Annotated in this window: 19 protein-coding genes and 3 tRNA genes; 6 read left to right on the forward strand and 16 right to left on the reverse strand. The window is 59.3% G+C overall.

All coding sequences use genetic code 11. The features are described 5' to 3' along the window. Positions 1–41 precede the first annotated feature (41 nt). The 9 genes from AC07PQ_RS04460 to AC07PQ_RS04500 all read right to left on the reverse strand — a co-directional run bounded on the left by AC07PQ_RS04460 (position 42) and on the right by AC07PQ_RS04500 (position 9,330). Positions 42–1,913: a SurA N-terminal domain-containing protein gene (locus AC07PQ_RS04460; protein ID WP_493184358.1), complete on the reverse strand. Its 1,872-nt coding sequence runs from the start codon at positions 1,911–1,913 to the stop codon at positions 42–44. A gap of 233 nt (positions 1,914–2,146) precedes the next feature. Continuing rightward, complete coding sequence (locus AC07PQ_RS04465; protein ID WP_020296819.1) at positions 2,147–2,476, reverse strand: HU family DNA-binding protein; 330 nt, start codon at positions 2,474–2,476, stop codon at positions 2,147–2,149. 93 nt (positions 2,477–2,569) lie between these two features. Next, positions 2,570–4,966, reverse strand: a complete 2,397-nt coding sequence (gene lon, locus AC07PQ_RS04470; protein WP_009044652.1) for an endopeptidase La — start codon at positions 4,964–4,966, stop codon at positions 2,570–2,572. Positions 4,967–5,129: 163 nt separating this feature from the next. Next, positions 5,130–6,413, reverse strand: a complete 1,284-nt coding sequence (gene clpX / locus AC07PQ_RS04475; protein WP_007927204.1) for an ATP-dependent Clp protease ATP-binding subunit ClpX — start codon at positions 6,411–6,413, stop codon at positions 5,130–5,132. A 106-nt stretch (positions 6,414–6,519) separates the two neighbouring features. Next, on the reverse strand, positions 6,520–7,161 hold the full coding sequence (gene clpP, locus AC07PQ_RS04480) for an ATP-dependent Clp endopeptidase proteolytic subunit ClpP (RefSeq protein ID WP_007927205.1): 642 nt from the start codon (positions 7,159–7,161) through the stop codon (positions 6,520–6,522). Between the two features lie 93 nt (positions 7,162–7,254). After that, positions 7,255–8,565, reverse strand: a complete 1,311-nt coding sequence (gene tig / locus AC07PQ_RS04485; protein WP_009049851.1) for a trigger factor — start codon at positions 8,563–8,565, stop codon at positions 7,255–7,257. A 423-nt stretch (positions 8,566–8,988) separates the two neighbouring features. Continuing rightward, positions 8,989–9,073: transfer RNA gene (locus AC07PQ_RS04490), tRNA-Leu, on the reverse strand. 56 nt (positions 9,074–9,129) lie between these two features. After that, a tRNA-His gene (locus tag AC07PQ_RS04495) sits at positions 9,130–9,205 on the reverse strand. Positions 9,206–9,253: 48 nt separating this feature from the next. Further along, positions 9,254–9,330 (reverse strand) — tRNA-Arg (locus AC07PQ_RS04500). A 280-nt stretch (positions 9,331–9,610) separates the two neighbouring features. Here AC07PQ_RS04500 and folD point away from each other — a divergent pair. Next, positions 9,611–10,465, forward strand: coding sequence for a bifunctional methylenetetrahydrofolate dehydrogenase/methenyltetrahydrofolate cyclohydrolase FolD (gene folD, locus AC07PQ_RS04505; protein ID WP_007927213.1), 855 nt, complete (start codon positions 9,611–9,613; stop codon positions 10,463–10,465). Positions 10,466–10,755: 290 nt separating this feature from the next. Further along, complete coding sequence (gene pbpG, locus AC07PQ_RS04510) at positions 10,756–11,694, forward strand: D-alanyl-D-alanine endopeptidase (protein WP_007927214.1); 939 nt, start codon at positions 10,756–10,758, stop codon at positions 11,692–11,694. A gap of 91 nt (positions 11,695–11,785) precedes the next feature. On the opposite strand, the gene AC07PQ_RS04515 is transcribed toward pbpG, so the two are convergent. Continuing rightward, positions 11,786–12,460 (reverse strand): PA2778 family cysteine peptidase, encoded by a 675-nt coding sequence (locus AC07PQ_RS04515; protein ID WP_493184357.1) that lies wholly within the window; start codon positions 12,458–12,460, stop codon positions 11,786–11,788. A 222-nt stretch (positions 12,461–12,682) separates the two neighbouring features. On the opposite strand from AC07PQ_RS04515, the gene AC07PQ_RS04520 reads away from it, so the two are divergent. Beyond that, positions 12,683–12,850: a hypothetical protein gene (locus AC07PQ_RS04520; RefSeq protein ID WP_493184356.1), complete on the forward strand. Its 168-nt coding sequence runs from the start codon at positions 12,683–12,685 to the stop codon at positions 12,848–12,850. Positions 12,851–12,929: 79 nt separating this feature from the next. Here AC07PQ_RS04520 and AC07PQ_RS04525 read toward each other — a convergent pair whose 3' ends face one another. Beyond that, entirely contained in the window at positions 12,930–13,691 is a 762-nt protein-coding gene (locus AC07PQ_RS04525) for a TerC family protein (RefSeq protein ID WP_007927218.1), read from the reverse strand. A 30-nt stretch (positions 13,692–13,721) separates the two neighbouring features. Beyond that, complete coding sequence (locus AC07PQ_RS04530; protein WP_009044657.1) at positions 13,722–13,970, reverse strand: hypothetical protein; 249 nt, start codon at positions 13,968–13,970, stop codon at positions 13,722–13,724. Between the two features lie 135 nt (positions 13,971–14,105). Here AC07PQ_RS04530 and nhaR point away from each other — a divergent pair, with 135 nt between their 5' ends. Further along, positions 14,106–15,011 carry a transcriptional activator NhaR gene (gene nhaR, locus AC07PQ_RS04535; protein ID WP_007927225.1) on the forward strand — a complete coding sequence of 302 codons (906 nt, stop codon included), beginning with the start codon at positions 14,106–14,108 and terminating at the stop codon, positions 15,009–15,011. A 6-nt stretch (positions 15,012–15,017) separates the two neighbouring features. On the opposite strand, the gene AC07PQ_RS04540 is transcribed toward nhaR, so the two are convergent. Beyond that, positions 15,018–16,172: an MFS transporter gene (locus AC07PQ_RS04540; protein ID WP_007927226.1), complete on the reverse strand. Its 1,155-nt coding sequence runs from the start codon at positions 16,170–16,172 to the stop codon at positions 15,018–15,020. A gap of 283 nt (positions 16,173–16,455) precedes the next feature. On the opposite strand from AC07PQ_RS04540, the gene sstT reads away from it, so the two are divergent. Continuing rightward, the gene (sstT, locus tag AC07PQ_RS04545) at positions 16,456–17,688 is read left to right on the forward strand and encodes a serine/threonine transporter SstT (RefSeq protein WP_007927227.1); all 1,233 of its coding nucleotides are present in this window, start codon (positions 16,456–16,458) and stop codon (positions 17,686–17,688) included. An 84-nt stretch (positions 17,689–17,772) separates the two neighbouring features. Here sstT and AC07PQ_RS04550 read toward each other — a convergent pair whose 3' ends face one another. Beyond that, the gene (locus tag AC07PQ_RS04550; protein WP_007927228.1) at positions 17,773–18,282 is read right to left on the reverse strand and encodes a DUF1993 domain-containing protein; all 510 of its coding nucleotides are present in this window, start codon (positions 18,280–18,282) and stop codon (positions 17,773–17,775) included. A gap of 137 nt (positions 18,283–18,419) precedes the next feature. On the opposite strand from AC07PQ_RS04550, the gene AC07PQ_RS04555 reads away from it, so the two are divergent. Continuing rightward, complete coding sequence (locus tag AC07PQ_RS04555; protein ID WP_007927229.1) at positions 18,420–19,070, forward strand: YceH family protein; 651 nt, start codon at positions 18,420–18,422, stop codon at positions 19,068–19,070. Between the two features lie 87 nt (positions 19,071–19,157). Here AC07PQ_RS04555 and AC07PQ_RS04560 read toward each other — a convergent pair whose 3' ends face one another. Next, entirely contained in the window at positions 19,158–19,676 is a 519-nt protein-coding gene (locus AC07PQ_RS04560; RefSeq protein ID WP_007927230.1) for a cupin domain-containing protein, read from the reverse strand. A 107-nt stretch (positions 19,677–19,783) separates the two neighbouring features. After that, entirely contained in the window at positions 19,784–20,602 is an 819-nt protein-coding gene (locus AC07PQ_RS04565; RefSeq protein ID WP_007927231.1) for a shikimate 5-dehydrogenase, read from the reverse strand. Positions 20,603–20,641: the final 39 nt, after the last annotated feature.

A 20,641-nucleotide genomic window follows, 5' to 3' on the forward strand; every position in this document is an offset into this window, starting at 1 on the left:
GCGCGTTGGCCGGGGTCCCTGTTTGTTACTTCAGTCGGGCATCAGAAGCGCTTGATGTCAGCCTGGTTTTCCAACTGCTTGCGGTACGCGGCGAAGTCTTGCTGACCCACACGCGACGCGAGGAAGCGACGGTACTGAGCCTTCTCTTCATCGGTTGGAGCAGCGGCTTCGTTCACACCACTCAGTTGCAAGACCACCAGGCTGCCGTTCGGCAGCGTCACGCTGCTGAAGGTCGGCTTGTCCTTGGCCGCTGGCTTGGCCATGCGGAACAGGGTCTGCAGCACGATCGGCTCGACGCCTTCCTGGCCACGGGTCACCGCTTCGGAAACCTTCCAGCTCTGACCGTCGACAGGCGCCTTCAGCGCAGTCTTGCCTTCACGCAGGCTGGCGATCAAGGCATCGGCCTTGGCCTTGGCGGCAGCACTGGCGTGCTCCTTGGCCAATTGCGCGCGGATGCTGCTGGCGACGCTTTCCAACGGCAGCTGCTCTGGCTTGCGGTGCTCTTTGGCGCGCAGGACCACTACGGTTTCCGGGTCCAGCTCGATAGCGGTGCTGTTGGCACCCTCATCCAGCACTTCAGGGCTGAAAGCAGCCTGAATCACGGCGCGGTTGGCGGCGATGCCCTCGCCCCCTTCACGCCCGAACGGTGCGGAAGTGTGTACGGTCAGTTTCAGCTCTTGAGCCGGCTGGGCCAGATCCGAGGCTTCGAACGAGGAGTCTTCCAGCTGCTTGGTTGCCTCGACAAAACGTTGCTCGACCTGCTGGGTTTTCAGCTCGCGGGTCAGCTTGTCTTTCAGGCTGGCGAAACTTGGCACTTCAGGTGCCTCGACGCCCAGCAGCTTGATCAGGTGGAAACCGAAACCGGTGCGTACCGGTGCCGATACCTGGTCCTTGCTCAAGGCGTACAGCGCTTCCTCGAAGGCCGGGTCATAGACGCCAGGGCCGGCATAACCGAGGTCGCCACCGTTGTTCGCCGAACCCGGATCCTGGGAGAACTCCTTGGCCAGCGCCTCGAAGCTTTCGCCCTTGGCCAGGCGCGCCTGGATCTCTTCGATCTTGGCCTTGGCCTGCGCTTCGTTCACCTTGTCGTTCACTTCGATCAGGATGTGCGCGGCACGACGCTGCTCGGACAGGTTGGCGGTTTCTTTCTGATACAGCCCCTGCAGGTCTTCGTCCTTGACGCTGACCTGATCGAAGAAGGAAGCCTTCTTCAACTCCAGATAGTCGATAACCACCTGATCCGGCGACATGAATTCCTTGGCGTGTTCGTCGTAGTAAGCCTTGACCTCATCGTCGGTCAGCTTGACTGCCGCAGGGTCGGCCTTGATGGTCAGGGAAGCGTAATCGCGGGTCTGCTTTTCCAGACGAGCGAATGCCAGCACCTGGGCATCGGTCACGAAACCGCTGCCAGCCAGACCGGCGCGTACCTGGCCGATCAGCATTTCCTGAGCCAGCATCTGACGGAACTGCATCCGGCTATAACCCAGCTGACGGATCACCTGGTCGAAACGCTCAGGGCTGAACTTGCCGTCCACCAGGAATTCCGGCGTTTGCAGGATCACTTGATCCAGAGCGGCGTCAGAGAAAGCGAACTTGGAGTTTTCCGCGCCTTGCAGCAGCAGCTTGCGGTCGATCAGACCTTTGAGAGCGGCTTCACGCAGCAGCTTCTCGTCGAGCAAGGAAGCGTCGAAATCCTTGCCCAGTTGTTGCATGAGCTGGCGGCGTTGCATATCAACCGCCTGGCTCAGCTCATTCTGGGTGATTTCTTCGCCATTGACCTTGGCCGCGTCCTGACTAGTGGAAGTGGCTTGAAAAATGGCATCGAAACCGGTCAGCGCCATCAGTGCGACGATGACCCCGATAATGGTCTTGGCAATCCAGCCTTGTGAATTGTCCCTGATATTCTGCAGCATGCGTCCCCCAGAAACGGTTGTACTTCAAATTAAGCAACCGTGGAGCGTGGGTAGAGTCCGGATAGAAGAAAGGCGCATCCGAGGATGCGCCTTTCTCGTAACTGGCGGAGCGGACTGGGGTTCGAACCTTCGATCCCCGATGTGACAAACCGGATTTCTAACCGGCTGCCCTACCGCTCCGCTGCCAGGTCGGGAAAGACCCCGACCCGGGTAGGCAAAGGCTTGAAGGAGGCTTAGTTAACGGCTTCTTTCAGTGCTTTACCGGCTTTGAAACCTGGTTTTTTGGCTGCAGCGATTTCCAGCGTCTTACCGGTCTGTGGGTTACGACCAATGCGAGCAGGACGATCGGTAACAGAGAAAGTACCGAAACCAACCAGTACAACGGAGTCGCCAGCCTTAAGAGCGCCAGTGACGGATTCGATTACTGCATCCAGCGCACGGCCAGCAGCAGCTTTCGGGATATCAGCAGATGCAGCGATAGCATCAATCAGTTCCGACTTGTTCACTCTAAGTCCCCTTATATATCTATTTGAGTATGATTCTAAGTTTTTTGGTGAAAGCAAAAACCAGTGCTGAATGGCCTACAGACACTTAAGAGCCGCTTTATAACAAGGGCTCTAAAAAGCTGTCAAGGAAGCCCCCCAGGCTAATGCGTACTAATGCGTGCTAATTCTTTCCTTAGAGTCAGACTCGCGTTTTTCATCCTTTGCAACTATCTCTGGAGCCACATCCGGCAAGGGCTCCGGCGCGTATTGCAGCGCAATTTGGAGGACTTCGTCAATCCATTTAACTGGCTTAATTTGCAGATCCTGCTTGATATTGTCAGGAATTTCCTTCAAATCGCGCACATTCTCTTCTGGAATGATGACGGTCTTGATTCCACCACGATGTGCTGCAAGAAGTTTCTCTTTCAAACCACCGATAGCCAACACCTGACCACGCAGGGTGATTTCCCCGGTCATGGCCACATCAGCCCGCACCGGAATACCGGTCAGTGCAGAAACCAGAGCCGTGCACATGCCTACGCCAGCGCTAGGGCCGTCTTTCGGGGTCGCCCCTTCCGGCATATGGATATGGGTGTCGCGCTTCTCGTGGAAGTCCAAGGGGATTCCCAGGCTCTTCGCACGGCTACGCACCACCGTCAGTGCCGCGGTGATCGATTCGACCATCACGTCGCCCAGCGAACCGGTCTTGATCAACTGACCTTTGCCAGGTACCACGGCGGCTTCGATGGTCAGTAGCTCGCCACCGACCTGGGTCCAGGCCAGGCCCGTTACCTGACCGATCTGATCCTGTTGCTCGGCCAGGCCGTAGCGGAATTTGCGCACGCCGAGGAAGTGCTCCAGCAGGTCGGAAGTGACCTTCACCGAGAAGCGTTTTTCCAGCGCGTGCTCCTTCACCGCCTTGCGGCAAACCTTGGCAATCTGGCGTTCCAGCCCACGTACACCGGCTTCGCGGGTGTAGTAGCGGATGATGTCGCGAATGGCTTCTTCGTCGAACTCCAGCTCGCCTTTCTTCAGGCCGTTGGCCTGGATCTGCTTCGGCGACAGGTATTTGACCGCGATGTTGATCTTCTCGTCCTCGGTGTAACCCGGCAGACGAATCACCTCCATCCGGTCCAGCAACGCTGGCGGAATATTCATCGAGTTGGAGGTGCAAAGGAACATCACATCGGAGAGGTCGTAATCGACTTCCAGATAGTGGTCGTTGAAGTTGTGGTTCTGCTCGGGATCGAGCACTTCGAGCAATGCCGAAGCCGGATCGCCGCGCATGTCGCTGCCCATCTTGTCGATTTCATCGAGCAGGAACAGCGGGTTGCGAACGCCCACTTTTGTCATCTTTTGAATCAATCTTCCCGGCATCGAACCAATATAGGTACGACGATGGCCGCGAATTTCCGCTTCATCGCGCACGCCGCCAAGGGCCATGCGTACGAATTTACGGTTAGTGGCGTGAGCAATCGACTCTGCCAGGGAGGTTTTACCGACCCCTGGAGGTCCGACCAGACACAGTACCGGACCACGAATCTTCTTCACGCGCTTTTGCACGGCGAGGTATTCGAGAATCCGCTCTTTGACTTCTTCCAGGCCATAGTGATCGGCGTCAAGGATGTCTTCGGCACGCGCCAGGTCCAGACGAACCTTGCTTTGGGCCTTCCAGGGCACCTGAACCAGCCAGTCGATGTACGAACGCACCACTGTGGCTTCAGCCGACATCGGCGACATCTGCTTGAGCTTGTTCAGCTCGGCCTGGGCCTTGGCCAGGGCATCCTTTGGCAAGCCGGCGGCGTCGATGCGCTTTTTCAGCTCTTCGACTTCGTTGTGACCTTCGTCACCGTCGCCCAGCTCTTTCTGAATGGCCTTCATCTGCTCATTCAGGTAGTACTCGCGTTGGCTGCGCTCCATTTGCTTCTTCACGCGACCGCGAATGCGCTTCTCGACCTGCAACAGATCGATTTCCGCATCCAGCAACGCCAGCACGTGTTCGACACGCGCCGACAGGTCGATGATTTCGAGAATTTCCTGCTTCTGCTCGATTTTCAGCGCCATGTGGGCGGCCATGGTGTCTACCAGGCGGCTCGGCTCATCGATGCTGTTGAGGGACGACAGCACTTCGGCGGGGACTTTCTTGCCCAACTGCACGTACTGCTCGAACTGGGACAGCAGACTGCGGACAAAGACTTCCGACTCGCGCTCAGGAGCGTCCACCTCGTCAATCAGGGAGACTTCGGCACGGCAGTGCCCATCCACTTCGCTGAAACGCTCCACAGCGCCCCGCTGCTCGCCCTCGACCAGTACTTTGACGGTGCCGTCGGGCAACTTGAGCAATTGCAGAACAGTGGCAATGGTACCTACGCGATAGAGTGCATCTTCACCGGGATCATCATCAGCAGGATTTTTCTGAGCCAACAGAAGAATCTGCTTGTCGCCCGTCATCGCGGCCTCGAGGGCTTCGATAGACTTCTCGCGCCCCACGAACAGCGGGATAACCATGTGCGGATAAACCACGACATCACGCAATGGCAGGAGAGGCAATTCGATGGTTGTCTTCATGATTTCGCCTCTACGGCGGCCATAAGGCCGTAAACAGATGGAAGTAAGCTTGAAACCAAGATGGGGGCTGCCTCGAAAAAAAACAAGCTCAAAGACAGTACTTTAAAGGCAGTAAAAGCAAAGGGGCCCAAAGGCCCCTTCTGTCAAACCAGCAGTCCGGCGCTTAGGCGTCCGGGGCTGCCTTGGCAGTCGGCTCACTGTTTTCATAGATATACAGTGGCTTGGACTTACCCTCTATAACGCTTTCATCGATCACTACTTTACTCACCTCGGACTGCGAGGGGATCTCATACATAGTGTCGAGCAACACGCCTTCGAGAATCGAACGCAATCCGCGAGCACCGGTCTTGCGCTCAAGCGCACGCTTGGCGACCGACTTGAGGGCATCGGTACGGAACTCCAGATCGACGCCTTCCATCTCGAACAGCTTGGCATACTGCTTGGTCAAGGCGTTCTTCGGCTCGGTGAGGATCTGGATCAGCGCTGCTTCATCCAACTCGTCCAGGGTTGCCAGAACCGGCAGACGACCCACGAACTCCGGAATCAGGCCGAACTTGACCAGATCGTCCGGTTCGACTTCACGCAGGGATTCGCCGACCTTCTTGCCCTCTTCCTTGCTGCGCACTTCGGCATTGAAGCCGATGCCGCCGCGAGTCGAACGGTTCTGAATAACCTTTTCCAGACCCGAGAACGCACCACCGCAGATGAACAGGATGTTGCGCGTATCGACCTGCAGGAACTCTTGCTGCGGATGCTTGCGACCACCTTGAGGCGGAACGGAAGCCACAGTACCTTCGATCAGTTTCAACAGGGCCTGCTGAACGCCTTCACCCGAAACGTCACGGGTAATCGAAGGGTTGTCAGACTTGCGGGAAATCTTGTCGATTTCATCGATATAGACGATGCCCATTTGAGCTTTCTCTACATCGTAATCGCACTTCTGCAGCAGTTTCTGAATGATGTTCTCGACGTCCTCACCCACATAACCGGCTTCGGTCAGGGTGGTGGCGTCGGCAATGGTGAACGGTACATTCAACAGGCGTGCCAGGGTCTCTGCCAGCAGAGTCTTGCCCGAACCTGTAGGGCCGATCAGCAAGATGTTGCTCTTGCCCAGTTCGACCTCGTCATTCTTTTTGTCACGCTGGTTGAGGCGCTTGTAGTGGTTGTATACCGCTACTGCCAGAACCTTTTTCGCACGTTCCTGACCAATCACATACTGATCAAGGATGCCGCTGATTTCTTTAGGCGAAGGCAATTTATGCGCGCTGCTTTCGGCCTGTGCTTCCTGCACCTCCTCACGGATGATGTCATTGCACAGGTCGACGCACTCGTCGCAGATAAAGACCGAGGGGCCGGCAATCAATTTGCGTACTTCATGCTGGCTTTTGCCACAGAAGGAGCAATAAAGCAGTTTGCCGTTGTCCTCGCCGTTGCGGGTGTCAGTCATTCGATCGATCCAAATCCGATAGGCTTGCAACACAAGATGAAGGCAATTGCGGGCTTTTTCAAGCCCACAGGTGGCCGGTTAAACCAACCACCTACATTTGAGTTGCTTAGGCAGGCATTTGACGCTTGGTGATCACGGAGTCAATCAGGCCGTATTCAGCCGCACGCTCTGCGCTCATGAAGTTGTCGCGCTCGGTGTCGCGCTCGATGGTCTCGAGGCTCTGACCGGTGTGATGAGCCAGCAGCGAGTTCAGACGCGAACGGATGTGCAGGATTTCCTTGGCATGGATGTCGATATCCGACGCCTGCCCCTGGAAACCGCCCAATGGCTGGTGAATCATCATCCGCGAGTTAGGCAGGCAATGACGCTTGCCCGCTGCGCCACCGGCGAGCAGGAAGGCCCCCATGCTGCAGGCCTGGCCGATGCAGATGGTGGAAACGTCCGGCTTGATGAATTGCATGGTGTCGTAGATCGACATGCCTGCTGTCACCGAACCGCCTGGCGAGTTGATGTAGAGATGGATGTCCTTGTCCGGGTTTTCCGCTTCAAGGAAGAGCAATTGTGCCGCGACCAGGTTGGCCATGTAGTCTTCTACCGGGCCAATCAGGAAGATCACCCGCTCCTTGAGGAGGCGCGAGTAGATGTCATAGGCGCGTTCGCCACGGGCGGACTGCTCGATAACCATCGGGACCAGGCCGCCTGCGGCCTGGATGTCAGAGCTCTGCTGATAATAAGAATTGCGGGACATGTCCTGCAGTCACTCCCAAATAGTCATGTCTTGAATACGCATAAGCCAGCACGAAGGCTGGCTTATGGTGTGTATTTTCGAACGAGTAAAAAATCAGTCGGCTTGTGGTGCTTCTACCGGCTTGACCGCTTCTTCGTAAGAGACCGATTTGTCGGTCACGCTAGCTTTCTGCAGAACAGTATCCACAACTTGTTCTTCCAGCACAACCGAACGGACTTCGTTCAGTTGCTGCTCGTTCTTGTAGTACCAGGACACGACCTGCTCTGGCTCTTGGTAAGCAGAAGCCATTTCCTGAATCAGCTCACGCACGCGGGCTTCGTCAGGCTTGAGGTCGAATTGCTTGACCACTTCGGCCACGATCAGACCCAGTACAACGCGACGCTTGGCTTGCTCTTCGAACAGCTCGGCCGGCAGTTGATCAGGCTTGATGTTGCCACCGAACTGTTGAACGGCCTGAACGCGCAGACGGTTCACTTCGTTGTCCAGCAGAGCCTTAGGCACTTCGATCGGGTTGGCAGCCAGCAGGCCGTCCATTACCTGGTTCTTGACCTTGGACTTGATGGCCTGACGCAGTTCGCGCTCCATGTTCTTGCGAACTTCGGCGCGGAAACCTTCCAGACCGGCTTCTTTGATACCAAATTGAGCGAAGAACTCTTCGGTCAGCTCTGGCAGCTTAGGCTCGGAAACGGTGTTGACGGTGACAGTGAACTCGGCGGCTTTGCTAGCCAGGTCCAGGTTCTGGTAGTTCTCTGGGAAAGTCAGGTTCAGAACACGCTCTTCACCCGCTTTGGCGCCAACCAGGCCTTCTTCGAAGCCTGGGATCATGCGGCCGGAACCCAGCACCAGCTGAGTACCCTTGGCGGAACCGCCAGCAAACACTTCACCGTCGACCTTGCCGACGAAATCGATGTTCAGTTGATCTTCGTTCTGGGCGGCGCGGTCGGCCACTTCGAAGCGAATGTTCTGCTTGCGCAGGATTTCCAGCATGTTGTCCAGATCGGCATCAGCCACGTCAGCGCTCAGGCGCTCAACGGCGATGGACTCGAAACCGGCAACGGTGAACTCAGGGAACACTTCGAAGGTTGCAACGTATTCCAGATCCTTGCCCTTCTCCAGAACCTTTGGCTCAACCGAAGGAGCGCCAGCCGGGTTCAGCTTCTGCTCGACAACAGCTTCGTAGAAGGAAGCCTGGATCACGTCGCCCACAGCTTCTTGACGCGCATCAGCTTCATAACGCTGACGGATCACGCTCATTGGGACTTTGCCAGGACGGAAGCCTGGAATCTTGGCCTTTTGGGCAGTCTGCTGCAGACGCTTGTTGACCTGTGTCTCGATGCGCTCAGCCGGCACGGTGATGCTCATGCGGCGCTCAAGAGCAGAAGTATTTTCAACAGAAACTTGCATGGATATTCCTCGTTGCACAGACGTTAGCCGGCCGTTTCCGACCCCAGAATCAAGGGCATGCATTCTAGTGGGTCAAACTCAAGAAGTCACCCTACTGAAAACGGGTAAAAAAACAGCTGGCGATTTAAAGGCGGGGACCAACGGTTGAGCCGCGCCCTGAGAGCAAATACAGCGAATCAAACCAGGGCCTCTGCACCCGTGCTTCTATATATAGAAGGAACGGCGCGTCACACCCCGGATGACCGGGCCAAACCACAGCCCGACCGGTAAACCTTCAGCATTCCAGCGACAAAAGGACGAGTGTTTCGTCGCCTCCCCGGCCCACCACCTGCGACCTGCTGGAAATACAGACTTCTGAAACGAAAACGGCGCAGCCCTTTTCAGGTGCTGCGCCGTTATCTGCTATATAAATAGCTACTTAATTGGTGCGGACGAAGAGACTCGAACTCTTACACCTTGCGGCGCTGGAACCTAAATCCAGTGTGTCTACCAATTCCACCACGTCCGCGTATCAAGCTTTTAAAGCAAAGGCGCCAGACTATTAATCTGGCGCCTTTCGGAATATGGGGTGGACGATGGGGATCGAACCCACGACAACAGGAGTCACAATCCTGTGCTCTACCAACTGAGCTACGCCCACCATATTGCGTTGTTGCGTTGTTGCGTTACCTGTGCCAAAGCTGCCTAATGGCGCACCCGGCAGGACTCGAACCTGCGACCATCCGCTTAGAAGGCGGATGCTCTATCCAGCTGAGCTACGGGCGCCTTATTAATCTGTATTCTTTAATGACTACAAACTAAGTGCTTTCAGTCGTTACGAGTTAAACATCAACTCTGCCCGACCTTCTTAACCAGTGCTAGGCTGTGCCCGACAAGTGCGACGAATGTTATAGACGAGCCGTTAGGTCGTCAACTCTTTTTTGAAAAAAATTCATTTAATTAAAGGAGTTAGGGGAATTTGCAGACCAAGCGCCTTTGCCCTCACGTCCTGGCATGCGAGAATGCGTTCTCTTTTTCTCTCCCTCTCGATGGTTAATCACGCGTCATGACTGCACAACTAATCGACGGCAAAGCGATCGCCGCTAGCCTGCGCCAGCAGATCGCCAAACGTGTCGCCGAGCGTCGCCAGCAAGGCCTGCGTACTCCAGGCCTCGCGGTGATCCTGGTCGGCAGCGACCCGGCCTCTCAGGTTTATGTCTCGCACAAGCGTAAAGACTGCGAAGAGGTCGGCTTTCTTTCACAAGCCTATGACTTACCTTCTGACACCACTCAAGAAGCACTGGCCGGCCTGATCGACCGCCTCAACGATGACCCGAACATCGATGGCGTCCTGCTGCAACTGCCACTGCCCGAACACCTCGATGCCTCCAAGCTGCTGGAGCGCATCCGCCCGGATAAAGACGTGGATGGTTTCCATCCTTATAACGTCGGTCGCCTGGCCCAACGTATCCCTCTGCTGCGCCCATGCACGCCGAAAGGCATCATGACCCTGCTGGAAAGCACCGGTGCCGATCTGTACGGCATGGATGCGGTAGTGGTCGGTGCGTCTAACATCGTCGGGCGCCCGATGGCGATGGAGCTGCTGCTCGCCGGCTGCACCGTTACCGTTACCCACCGTTTCACCAAGGATCTGGCCGGCCACGTCGGGCGTGCCGACCTGGTGGTCGTGGCCGCCGGCAAGCCGGGCCTGGTCAAGGGTGAGTGGATCAAGGAAGGCGCCATCGTCATCGACGTCGGCATCAACCGCCAGGAAGACGGCAAGCTGGTGGGCGATGTGGTCTACGAGACCGCCCTGCCTCGCGCCGGCTGGATCACCCCGGTACCGGGCGGTGTTGGCCCGATGACTCGCGCCTGCCTGCTGGAAAACACCTTGTATGCGGCAGAAACGCTGCACGACTGACGCTGGGAAGTAGCCCGGATAAAAGAACCCCGCCACTGGCGGGGTTCTTTGTTTCTGCTCACCGAAAACCTGAAGCGAGTACCCCCCCCCCCCCGCTTGCAGTGACGATCAACTCATCAGAAAGGAGGGAACCGAACTGATACAAAACTGATACAGGATGAAATTTAATTTACCTGAAGCCCTTTACCTACGGGCGTGTAGCTCTTTCCTGGCACATACTCATAAAATGTAACGTTTTTCTGAAAGCAGCCCGTTGCAGAACGGCATATCCACTTCATGAGTCCGCCCGCGTGAAAATCCGTCTTTCTATCCTGAGCCTATTTTTTGCATTTACAGGCACCTTTATCACGCAGAGCGCCGTCGCTCGCGAAACCACCGAAGCGCCGCGCGACCCTTCCCAACTGCACATCGCCTCCGGCAGCGCCATGCTGCTGGATCTGCAGACCAACAAGGTCATCTACTCCAGCAATCCCGACGTGGTCGTACCCATCGCTTCGGTGACCAAGCTGATGACCGGTCTGATCGTACTCGACGCCAAACAACCGCTGGATGAGTACATTTCCGTGGACATCAGCAACACCCCGGAAATGAAAGGCGTGTTTTCCCGGGTCAAGCTCAAGAGCGAACTCCCGCGCAAAGAGATGCTGCTGATCGCCCTGATGTCGTCGGAAAACCGTGCCGCCGCCAGCCTCGCCCACCACTACCCGGGCGGGTACGCAGCCTTTATTGCCGCCATGAATGCCAAGGCCAAGGCACTGGGTATGACCAGCACGCACTATGTCGAGCCGACCGGCCTGTCGGTCCATAACGTGTCCACCGCCCGCGACCTGAGCAAACTGTTGCTGGCGGCACGCAAATACCCGCTGCTGAGCGAGCTGAGCACTACCAAGGAAAAGACCGTGGCGTTCCGCAAACCCAACTACACCCTGGGTTTTCGTAATACCGATCACCTGGTCAACAAGGCCAACTGGGACATCAAGCTGACCAAGACCGGCTTTACCGATGAAGCAGGCCACTGCCTGGTACTGGTGACCAGCATGAGCAACCGCCCGGTCGCCCTGGTCATTCTCGACGCCTTTGGCAAATACACACACTTCGCCGATGCCAGCCGCATCCGCCAGTGGCTGGAAACCGGTAAAAGCGGCTCGGTACCGAATGCCGCCTTGAGCTACAAGGCCGGCAAAAACCTGAAAAGCCGTCAGAGCGGCGTCGCCCAAACTGCCGAATAGAACCCGGCAGATACAAAAAAGGCTGCAGATCCGTCGATCGCAGCCAGTTCAAAGGACGGCGCCCAAGGGCGCCGTCAGCGTTTCTGCAACCTCAGTTGGCGCTCAACGCCTTGGTCGCCCGTGCCGCCGCGCTCTCCTGCCCGGCCCGGGCCAACTCATCGGCTGCCTTCAACCAACGCTGGCGATCGACCTGGGCTGGCACCTGGGTCGGCCCCTGAATCAACACCGCCCAGTATCCCGCATTGCTCCAGGCCGATTCGAACTTGGCAAAGTCCATCAACAGACGACGATTCATTCCCGCTCGCAGCAGCACCGTCTGTTTGTGCCGGTTATAGCCCGCTAGCACGGCATAGCGAGGTTCGGCCCAGAACGCCGAACCTTCGGTGTAACGCACCATCACCGGGTATCCGGCAGCAACCTGAGTCAGCAGCGCCGATAAATTGCCGTCCAGCGGATAGACCACCATCCCGTACTCACGCGCCAGGGTCAGCATGTTCTGCTGCAACTTCGCCTCGGCGCCTGGCAGATGCAGCGGCTTGTCCAGCAGACCTGGGGTGATCGCGATGCCTTGCTGGGACAGCATGCTGGCCAAGGTGCCAGGGCCGCTCTGATAGGTTTCGCCGCGGAAAAACGGCACGCCGTTGAGTTCCACCCGCTCAGGCAGGCGCTGAATCTCCGGCTGCACGCTGCTGGCGCAACCGGCCAGCGTCAGGGCGCAAGCGCCCACCAACAACAGTGTTCGAAATCGCAGAAACATCCGTTCCATCATGACTCTCTTGTGCAGACGCCAAGCCAGGAGCCCCGGCCGAAACGCTGATCATAGGGCGCCGCGATGCAGGGGTATAGCGTTAAGCCGCGGTAATTTGCGCCCCATAGAGCAAAGCGGTCGATGACACTCGACTATTGGTCAATGGCTTGAAACACATCCGCGACTAGACTGTCCATTGCGAAGAGTGTGTGCCCTGGACAGGGCAACAAGGAGGCATGCATGAGCCTGACAACGACAATCCTGATGCTGATCGGCGGCTGGCTGGCCGTTGCCGCTGCCATGCTCTGGGGGGTCTTGCGGATCGTTCGCCGGCACCATCATCCGCGTTTGCCGACTCCCGCGGCGAAAACCGCAAAACCGTCCCGGCATCACGCCACCTCGCACTGACTGGCACTTTTTCTTCTGCCCAATAAAAAACGGCGGCCTGTGTCCTTGAACACAGGCCGCCGTCGGTTATTGCCGTAAATCAGGCTTCGACTTCCGCCTCCGCCGCCACCCGCTTCTGCCGGGCACGACGAGCCAGCATGTTCAGCCCCTCGATGGCCGCCGAGAAGGCCATGGCCGCGTACACATAACCTTTTGGCACATGGGCACCGAAACCTTCGGCGATCAGGGTCATGCCGATCATGATCAGGAAGCCCAGGGCCAGCATGACCACCGTCGGGTTGTCATTGATGAACTTGGCCAGAGGCTCGGCCGCCAGCAACATCACCAGTACCGACACCACCACCGCGATGATCATGATCGGCAAGTGCTCGGTCATGCCGACCGCGGTGATGATGCTGTCGATGGAGAACACCATGTCCAGCATCAGGATCTGGCCGATCGCCGCGGCGAACCCCAAGGACACGCCAGCGGTCTCGCTTTTGCTGTCCTGTGGTTCCGGGTCCATGCTGTGATGGATTTCCGTGGTGGCCTTCCACAGCAGGAACAGGCCGCCGGCAATCAGGATCATGTCCTTCCAGGAGAAGACCTGGCCGAAGACATCGATCACCGGCTCGGTCAGTTGCACGATGAAGGCGATGGTGCTGAGCAGTGCCAGACGCAGGATCAGGGCCATGCCGATACCGATCCGCCGGGCCTTGGCCCGGTGCTGCTCGGGCAGCTTGTTGGTCAGGATCGAAATGAAGATCAGGTTATCGATGCCGAGCACGATTTCCATGACCACCAGGGTTGCCAGGGCGACCCAGGCGGTGGGGCTGGCGGCGAGTTGTAAAAGGTATTCCATGGCTCAGTCCTGAGTCGGGGTATGGGGGAATCAGATTTCCTGGGACGACGAGGTAGCTTCTTTGGCCTCGTCAGCCGGCTTTTCCTGCTTGCTGATCAAGCCTTGGGTCGCGTCGCTGATCGCCTGTTCGGCGGCCTTGTGCGTGTCGTCGATCGCCTGCTTGGCGTTTTCCGCGGCCTTGCCCAACAGCTGCTGCGCGCTTTTTTCCGCCTGCTCGCAACCGGCCAGGGTGATCAACGACAACGCCAGCAACGATGCGGCGATGGATTTATAAGTCATTGCGCTTTCCTCGTTAGAACGGACCGGGCCGAGATGATGGCCCGTCAATAGCGAGGCATTCTATGGAGGCTGACACTTCAGGAAAATTCGTATTTTTAACAGCTATACTTCGATTTTTACGAATTAAAGCCAGCCATGCTCAACTATCGCCAACTGCACTACTTCTGGGTCGTCGCCAAGACCGGCAGCATCGTCCGGGCCTGCGAGCAACTGAACCTGACCCCGCAAACCATCAGCGGCCAGATCACCCTGCTCGAACAAACCTACGGCATCGAGTTGTTTCGCCGGGTCGGCCGGCAACTGGAGCTGACCGAAGCCGGGCGCCAGACCCTGCCCTACGCCGAGCAGATGTTCCAGCTCGGCGGCGAACTGGAAGCCATGCTCCAGGCCCAGCCCAACGAACAGCAGATCCTGTTTCGGGTCGGCGTGGCCGATGTGGTGCCCAAATCGATCGTCTACCGCCTGATCGCCCCGACCATGGAGCTGAACGAACCGATCCGCATCACCTGCCGCGAGGACAAACTCGAACGCCTGCTGGCCGACCTGGCCATCCAGCGCCTGGACCTGGTGATTTCCGACAGCCCCATGCCTTCGCACCTGGACATCAAGGGCTACAGCCAGAAACTCGGCGAATGCGGCATCAGTTTTTTCGCCACCGAAGAACTGGCCGAGCGCTATGGAACGAACTTTCCCCATAGCCTGCATGGCGCTCCGCTGCTGATTCCCGGGCAGGAGACTGTGGTGCGCAGCCGGCTGCTACGCTGGCTGGCCGAGCAACAGATACAGCCCAGGATCATCGGTGAGTTCGACGACAGTGCCTTGATGCAGGCATTCGGCCAATCAGGCAGCGGGATCTTTATCAGCCCCAGCGTGATCGCCGACGAAGTGCGGCGCCAATACGGCGTGCAACTGATCGGCCAGACCGATGCGGTCAGCGAGTCGTTCTACGCCATTTCGGTCGAACGCAAGGTCAAGCACCCCGGCATCGTGGCGATCACCGAAGGCGCCCGCCGCGAGCTGTTCACCGCCATGGGCGCTTGAGGAGAGTCAGGCGCAGCTGGCCTGTGGCTTGAGGGTCATCAACAGCAGGGCCAGCAGGATCGACACCAGGATAAAACCGGCGGCAGCGAACCCCAGGCTGCCCAGCCCCAGGGTGTCGATCACCCGGCCGCCGACCATGGCGCCCAGGCCGATGCCCAGGTTGGCTCCGGCGATGTTCAGCGAAGCGGCAAACGCCGGTGCCTGGGGCGCAGCCTTGATCAGGCGGACATGGCTGACCAGAAACAGCGCCGCCTGGGTCACGCCCCAGATGCCCATGGCCGCGGCCAGGCCCAGCGGCGAGTGGATGCTCGGCACCAGCGCCACCATGCCGCCGATCATCAAGGCGCAGAAGCCCATGGAAGCCAGCAACGGATGGCGGTCCACCGCGCGGCCGCCCAGCGAGTTGCCGATCAGCCCCACCGCGCCGAAGCCCATCAGGCACCAACCGACCAGCGTGCCGTTGAAACCGGCCAGGCGCTCGAGGATATCCGCCAGGTAGGTGTAGGCGGTGAACATGCCGCTGAACACCAGGATCGACAGCAGCACATGCCCCTGCATCAAAGGGCTGCGCAGGATGCCGAACTGCGAGCGCAGGCTGGCCTGCTCGTTGTGCACGCGGGTCTGCGGCAGGTAGACATACAGCAGCAACGCCTTGGCAAAGGCCACCAGCGCCAGGATGCCGAACGCGGCGCGCCAGCCGAAGGCATCGGAAATCAGCGTACCCACCGGAATGCCGAACACCGTGGCGCAGACGATGCCGAAGCCGATCTTGGCGATGGCCCGCCCGGCGTAGTCGGGGCCGACGATGTCCACCGCGGTTTCGCTGGCCAAAGCCCAGAACACCGGCAAGCCCAGCGCCGGGATCAGCCGCGCCACCGCCATTACCCAGATATTCGGCGCCAGCGCCGCCAGGGTATTGGCCAGGCCGAACATCACCAGCACCGAAATGAACAGGCGCTTGCGCTGGAAACGGGCGAAATAGGCCGTCAGGAACGGCCCGAACGCCGCCACGGTGAAGGCGAACAAGGTCACCAGCAGGCCGGCCTGGGGCACGCTGACCGCAAGATCCCGGGCAATCGAAGGCAGCAGGCCGACAATGATGAACTCCGTCGTCAGCACGGTAAAACCGGCAGCTGACAACAGCAGAATGGGCAACAGCATGGAAAACTCCGGAAACGACGACATCAGCGATGGCCTGGTGGCCCGCTGACTGGAGATGAGAAGAGGATGGCGAATCCTAACAGAATGTGTCCGCCCATGTCTGGGGCAGCGGCGAAAAAACCGCAGGCTACCCTGAAGGCTCAGGTGGCAGATCGTCACATCCGTGGGCGAACCCCGTGTGATAAAGTCCGCCCCCTGCCGCAACACCCCGTACCTTCAGCAACTCATCAGCACGGCGTCCCACGTCGACGCACGGCATATTAAAAAAATCAGAGATACCGCTATGACTGCTTCGCCCCCGTCGCTCCTGGAAAAACTCAAACGCACCAGCCTGGTCACGCAGATCGTCATTGGCCTGATCGCCGGTATCGCCCTGGCGCTGCTGGCCCCCGAACTGGCGAAATCCACCGCCTTTATCGGCAAGGTCTTTGTCTCGGCGCTAAAAGCCGTCGCGCCGATCCTGGTATTCGTGCTGGTCATGGCCTCCATCGCCAACCACAAGCACGGCCAGGAAACCCATATCCGCCCGATCCTCTGGCTCTACCTGCTGGGCACTTTCGCCGCGGCGGTGGTGGCGGTGATCGCCAGCAGCCTGTTCCCCTCCTCCCTGGTGCTGAGCACCCATGATGTCGCCATCTCCGCCCCCGGCGGCATCAGCGAAGTCCTGCAAAGCCTGCTGCTGAGCGTGGTGGACAACCCGGTCAGCGCGCTGATGAACGCCAACTTCATCGGCATCCTGGCCTGGGCCATCGGCATGGGCGTGGCCATCCGCCATGCCGGCGTCACCACCCGCACCGTGCTGGACGACCTGTCCAACGGCGTGACCCTGATCGTGCGGGTAGTGATCCGCTTCGCCCCGCTGGGCATCTTCGGCCTGGTGGCTTCGACCCTGGCCACCTCCGGCTTCGGCGCCCTGCTCGGTTATATGCACCTGCTGGCGGTGCTGATCGGCTGCATGCTGTTCGTCGCGCTGGTGATGAACCCGCTGATCGTGTTCTGGAAAATCCGCCGCAACCCGTTCCCGCTGGTGCTCATGTGCCTGCGCGAAAGCGGCATCACCGCCTTCTTCACCCGCAGTTCGGCGGCCAACATTCCGGTCAACCTGGAGCTGAGCAAGCGCCTGGGCCTGCATGAAGACACCTATTCGGTGTCGATCCCGCTGGGCGCCACCATCAACATGGCCGGTGCCGCCATCACCATCACCGTGCTGAGCCTGGCGGCCGTGCATACCCTGGGTATCGCCGTCGACCTGCCCACCGCCGTGCTGCTCAGCGTGGTCGCCGCCATCTGTGCCTGTGGCGCTTCCGGCGTGGCCGGCGGTTCGCTGCTGTTGATTCCGCTGGCCTGCAGCCTGTTCGGCATCCCCAGCGAAATCGCCATGCAGGTGGTCGCCGTCGGCTTCATCATCGGCGTGCTGCAGGACTCGGCGGAAACCGCGCTGAACTCCTCCACCGATGTGCTCTTCACCGCCGCCGCATGCATGGCCCAGGAAGAGAAGGTCCGCCAGACCGCCTGATCCTGCACGAATAGCGCGCACTAAAAAGCCCGGCAAGGCTCGCACCTTGCCGGGCTTTTTTTATGGGCTTGGCCCCCAACTACATCAGAAAGCGCCCATGTAGTCGCGCTTGCCGATTTCCACGCCATTGTGGCGCAGGATCGCGTAGGTGGTGGTGACGTGGAAGAAGAACTGCGGCAGGCCGTAGGTCAGCAGGTACGACTGGCCGCTGAAGCGCTTCTCTTTCGGGGTGCCCGGACGTGTGACGATCTCGATGCCTTCCTTGCCATCGATCTGCGCTGGCTGGATGCCGTCGATAAAGGCCAGGACCTTGGCCAGCAGCGCCTGCAGCTCGGCAAAGGTGGTTTCGGTGTCGTCGTATTTCGGCAGCTCGACTTCGGCCAGGCGAGCGGAAACGCCCTTGGCGAAATCGACGGCGATCTGCACCTGGCGGATCAGCGGGAACATGTCCGGGTACAGGCGCGCCTGGAGGAAGGCATTCGGGTCGATGTTCTTGGCGGTGGCGTGGGCTTCGGCCTTGTTCAGGACATCGCTCAGGGCGTTGAGCATTTGCTTGAAGACAGGAACGGAGGCGGCGTACAGGGAAATAGTCATGGTGATCTCGACAGGCTGACGGAAAAAAGCACAAACAAAGGTGGCGCGATTATAGACCTGCTTGGGTGCCGCCGGCGGCTTGTCTTTTATCCAGCAAGGATTAGGCTAGTCGCCTTCGACAGCATAGGGAACGCGCGATGAGCATCGAGCAAGAAACCTTGAGCGAGCAATTGCAACTGAGCAGCACCGAACTACGCATTCTCGGATCGCTGATCGAGAAGCAGGCCACCAGCCCGGAAACCTATCCGCTGACCCTCAATGCCCTGGTCATCGCCTGCAACCAGAAAACCAGCCGCGAACCGGTGATGAACCTCACCCAGGGCCAGGTCGGCCAGAGCCTGCGCGCCCTGGAAAACCGCGGCTTCGCCCGCTTGGTGATGGGCAGCCGCGCCGATCGTTGGGAGCATCGCCTGGACAAGGCGCTGGAGCTGGTACCGGCACAGGTGGCCCTGGCCGGACTGCTGTTTTTACGCGGTCCGCAGACCGTCAACGAACTGCTGACCCGCAGCGGCCGCATGCACGACTTCGAAGACAGCGAACAGGTGGTGCACCAACTGGAACGCCTGATCGCCCGTGGCCTGGCGCTGCTGATTCCGCGCCAGGCCGGCCAGCGCGAAGATCGCTACATGCATGCCCTGGGCGACCCGGCGGATATCGAAGCGATCCTCGCCGCCCGGCAGAACCCGGTGGAACGCGGCTCGGCCAGCGGCGTATCGGTGGAGCGCATCGAAGAGCTGGAAGCGCGCATCGCCGCCCTCGAAGAACGCCTGGCGAAACTCGAAGGCTGATCCCCGCTCCTGCGGCAGCGCCTTATAGCCGCTGCCTCAGGCTGCGATCGCCGACGCAGTCGGGGTAACGCCTCAGAAGACTTCCTGCTACTCCCCGTCCCAGTAATCCACCCCATCCGCATGCCGCGCCACCGCGACGAATCCCGAGGCGTTGCCCTCATCGTCGATCTTGAAGTCCTTCATCACCACATACTTGCCGGAGTCCGGGTATTCGCAGATGTCCGGCGCTTCCTGGGTGCTGACCGCCAGGTAGCGCAACTCGCCCTGGCTGGTGTTGATGATCTGGTGCGCGCTGTCCATATCGCCCGGCGGGCAGGCGATCACATCGCCGGCGCGGATGGCAAAACGCTCGGCGCCGAGGCGGATCTCGCCCTCGCCGGCGACTATGTAGAACATCTCTTCATTGACGCGATGGTTATGGAAGGGGCTGGCACGCATCCCCGGGCCCAGGGCAATCAGCCGGTAGCCGAGCTTCTGGGCGCCCAGTTGCTGGCCGATGCGGGCGATGCGCTGGACATAACGGCCGGCGGTCTCGCCGGTGGGGCTCAGGGCTTCAGGCAGCGGCTGAAGGTCCGCCTGATCCAGATTGAGAATGGCAGGTGGCATACAGACCTCGATCACGGTGGCAGGGAACAGGGGCAAGTCTGAGCTTGCTGGCGACCAGTATAGGCAGGGCTTTGCGTCCCACCGACCTGCCCCGCTCCAACCACCGATCAGGCCCTGGCGAAGGCCACCGCCCGCTGGAATTGCTCGGTACTGGGGCGCACACCGGTGTACAGCACGAACTGCTCCAGGGCCTGGATGGCGATCACTTCCAGGCCGGTGATCACTTGCTTGCCCTCCATCCGGGCGCGCAGGATCAGCGGGGTTTCCGCCGGCACCGCCACCACGTCGAACACCGTGCGCGCGGCCTCGATCGCCTCGACCGGGAATGCCAACTGATCGGCCTCGGGACCGCCGCTCATGCCGATCGGGGTGACGTTGATCAGCATCTGCGGGCGCAATTCGCCCAGCTCCGCCTGCCAGGCATACCCCAGGGAGTCGGCGAGGGCCTGCCCGGCTTGGGCATTGCGGGCAACTATCAGGCCATCGCGGTAGCCACCATCGCGCAAGGCACTGGCCACCGCCTTGGCCATGCCGCCGCTGCCGCGCAGGGCAAAGCGGGTGTCCTTGGGAATCCGATGGTGTTCGAGCAACTGGGCGACGGCAATGTAGTCGGTGTTGTAGGCCTTGAGGTGGCCATTGGTGTTGACGATGGTGTTGATCGACTGGATGGCGCTGGCCGAGGCGTCCAGTTCGTCCACCAGGGCAATGCAGGCTTCCTTGAACGGCATGGACACGCCACAGCCGCGAATGCCCAGGGCGCGGATCCCGCCGACGGCGCCTGGCAGGTCCTGACTGCTGAAGGCCTTGTAGTAGAAGTTCAAGCCCAGCTGTTCATACAAGTGATTGTGAAAGCGCAAGCCGAAATTCCCCGGACGCCCTGACAGCGACATACACAACTGGGTGTCTTTGTTGGGGTTCATCTGCATGTTGATCTCCTTGGAACGCACTTTCGGATAGACGGGATT

The sequence above is a fragment of the Pseudomonas sp. GW821-FHT09E12 genome (assembly GCF_059416085.1).

Bases quoted from the DNA above. Each gene is read 5' to 3' on its own strand.
- AC07PQ_RS04460 (WP_493184358.1), bottom strand. From the start codon at position 1,913: ATGCTGCAGAATATCAGGGACAATTCACAAGGCTGGATTGCCAAGACC.
- lon (WP_009044652.1), bottom strand. From the start codon at position 4,966: ATGAAGACAACCATCGAATTGCCTCTCCTGCCATTGCGTGATGTCGTG.
- clpX (WP_007927204.1), bottom strand. From the start codon at position 6,413: ATGACTGACACCCGCAACGGCGAGGACAACGGCAAACTGCTTTATTGC.
- clpP (WP_007927205.1), bottom strand. From the start codon at position 7,161: ATGTCCCGCAATTCTTATTATCAGCAGAGCTCTGACATCCAGGCCGCA.
- tig (WP_009049851.1), bottom strand. From the start codon at position 8,565: ATGCAAGTTTCTGTTGAAAATACTTCTGCTCTTGAGCGCCGCATGAGC.
- folD (WP_007927213.1), top strand. From the start codon at position 9,611: ATGACTGCACAACTAATCGACGGCAAAGCGATCGCCGCTAGCCTGCGC.
- AC07PQ_RS04515 (WP_493184357.1), bottom strand. From the start codon at position 12,460: ATGGAACGGATGTTTCTGCGATTTCGAACACTGTTGTTGGTGGGCGCT.
- AC07PQ_RS04520 (WP_493184356.1), top strand. From the start codon at position 12,683: ATGAGCCTGACAACGACAATCCTGATGCTGATCGGCGGCTGGCTGGCC.
- AC07PQ_RS04525 (WP_007927218.1), bottom strand. From the start codon at position 13,691: ATGGAATACCTTTTACAACTCGCCGCCAGCCCCACCGCCTGGGTCGCC.
- AC07PQ_RS04530 (WP_009044657.1), bottom strand. From the start codon at position 13,970: ATGACTTATAAATCCATCGCCGCATCGTTGCTGGCGTTGTCGTTGATC.
- nhaR (WP_007927225.1), top strand. From the start codon at position 14,106: ATGCTCAACTATCGCCAACTGCACTACTTCTGGGTCGTCGCCAAGACC.
- AC07PQ_RS04540 (WP_007927226.1), bottom strand. From the start codon at position 16,172: ATGCTGTTGCCCATTCTGCTGTTGTCAGCTGCCGGTTTTACCGTGCTG.
- sstT (WP_007927227.1), top strand. From the start codon at position 16,456: ATGACTGCTTCGCCCCCGTCGCTCCTGGAAAAACTCAAACGCACCAGC.
- AC07PQ_RS04550 (WP_007927228.1), bottom strand. From the start codon at position 18,282: ATGACTATTTCCCTGTACGCCGCCTCCGTTCCTGTCTTCAAGCAAATG.
- AC07PQ_RS04555 (WP_007927229.1), top strand. From the start codon at position 18,420: ATGAGCATCGAGCAAGAAACCTTGAGCGAGCAATTGCAACTGAGCAGC.
- AC07PQ_RS04560 (WP_007927230.1), bottom strand. From the start codon at position 19,676: ATGCCACCTGCCATTCTCAATCTGGATCAGGCGGACCTTCAGCCGCTG.
- AC07PQ_RS04565 (WP_007927231.1), bottom strand. From the start codon at position 20,602: ATGCAGATGAACCCCAACAAAGACACCCAGTTGTGTATGTCGCTGTCA.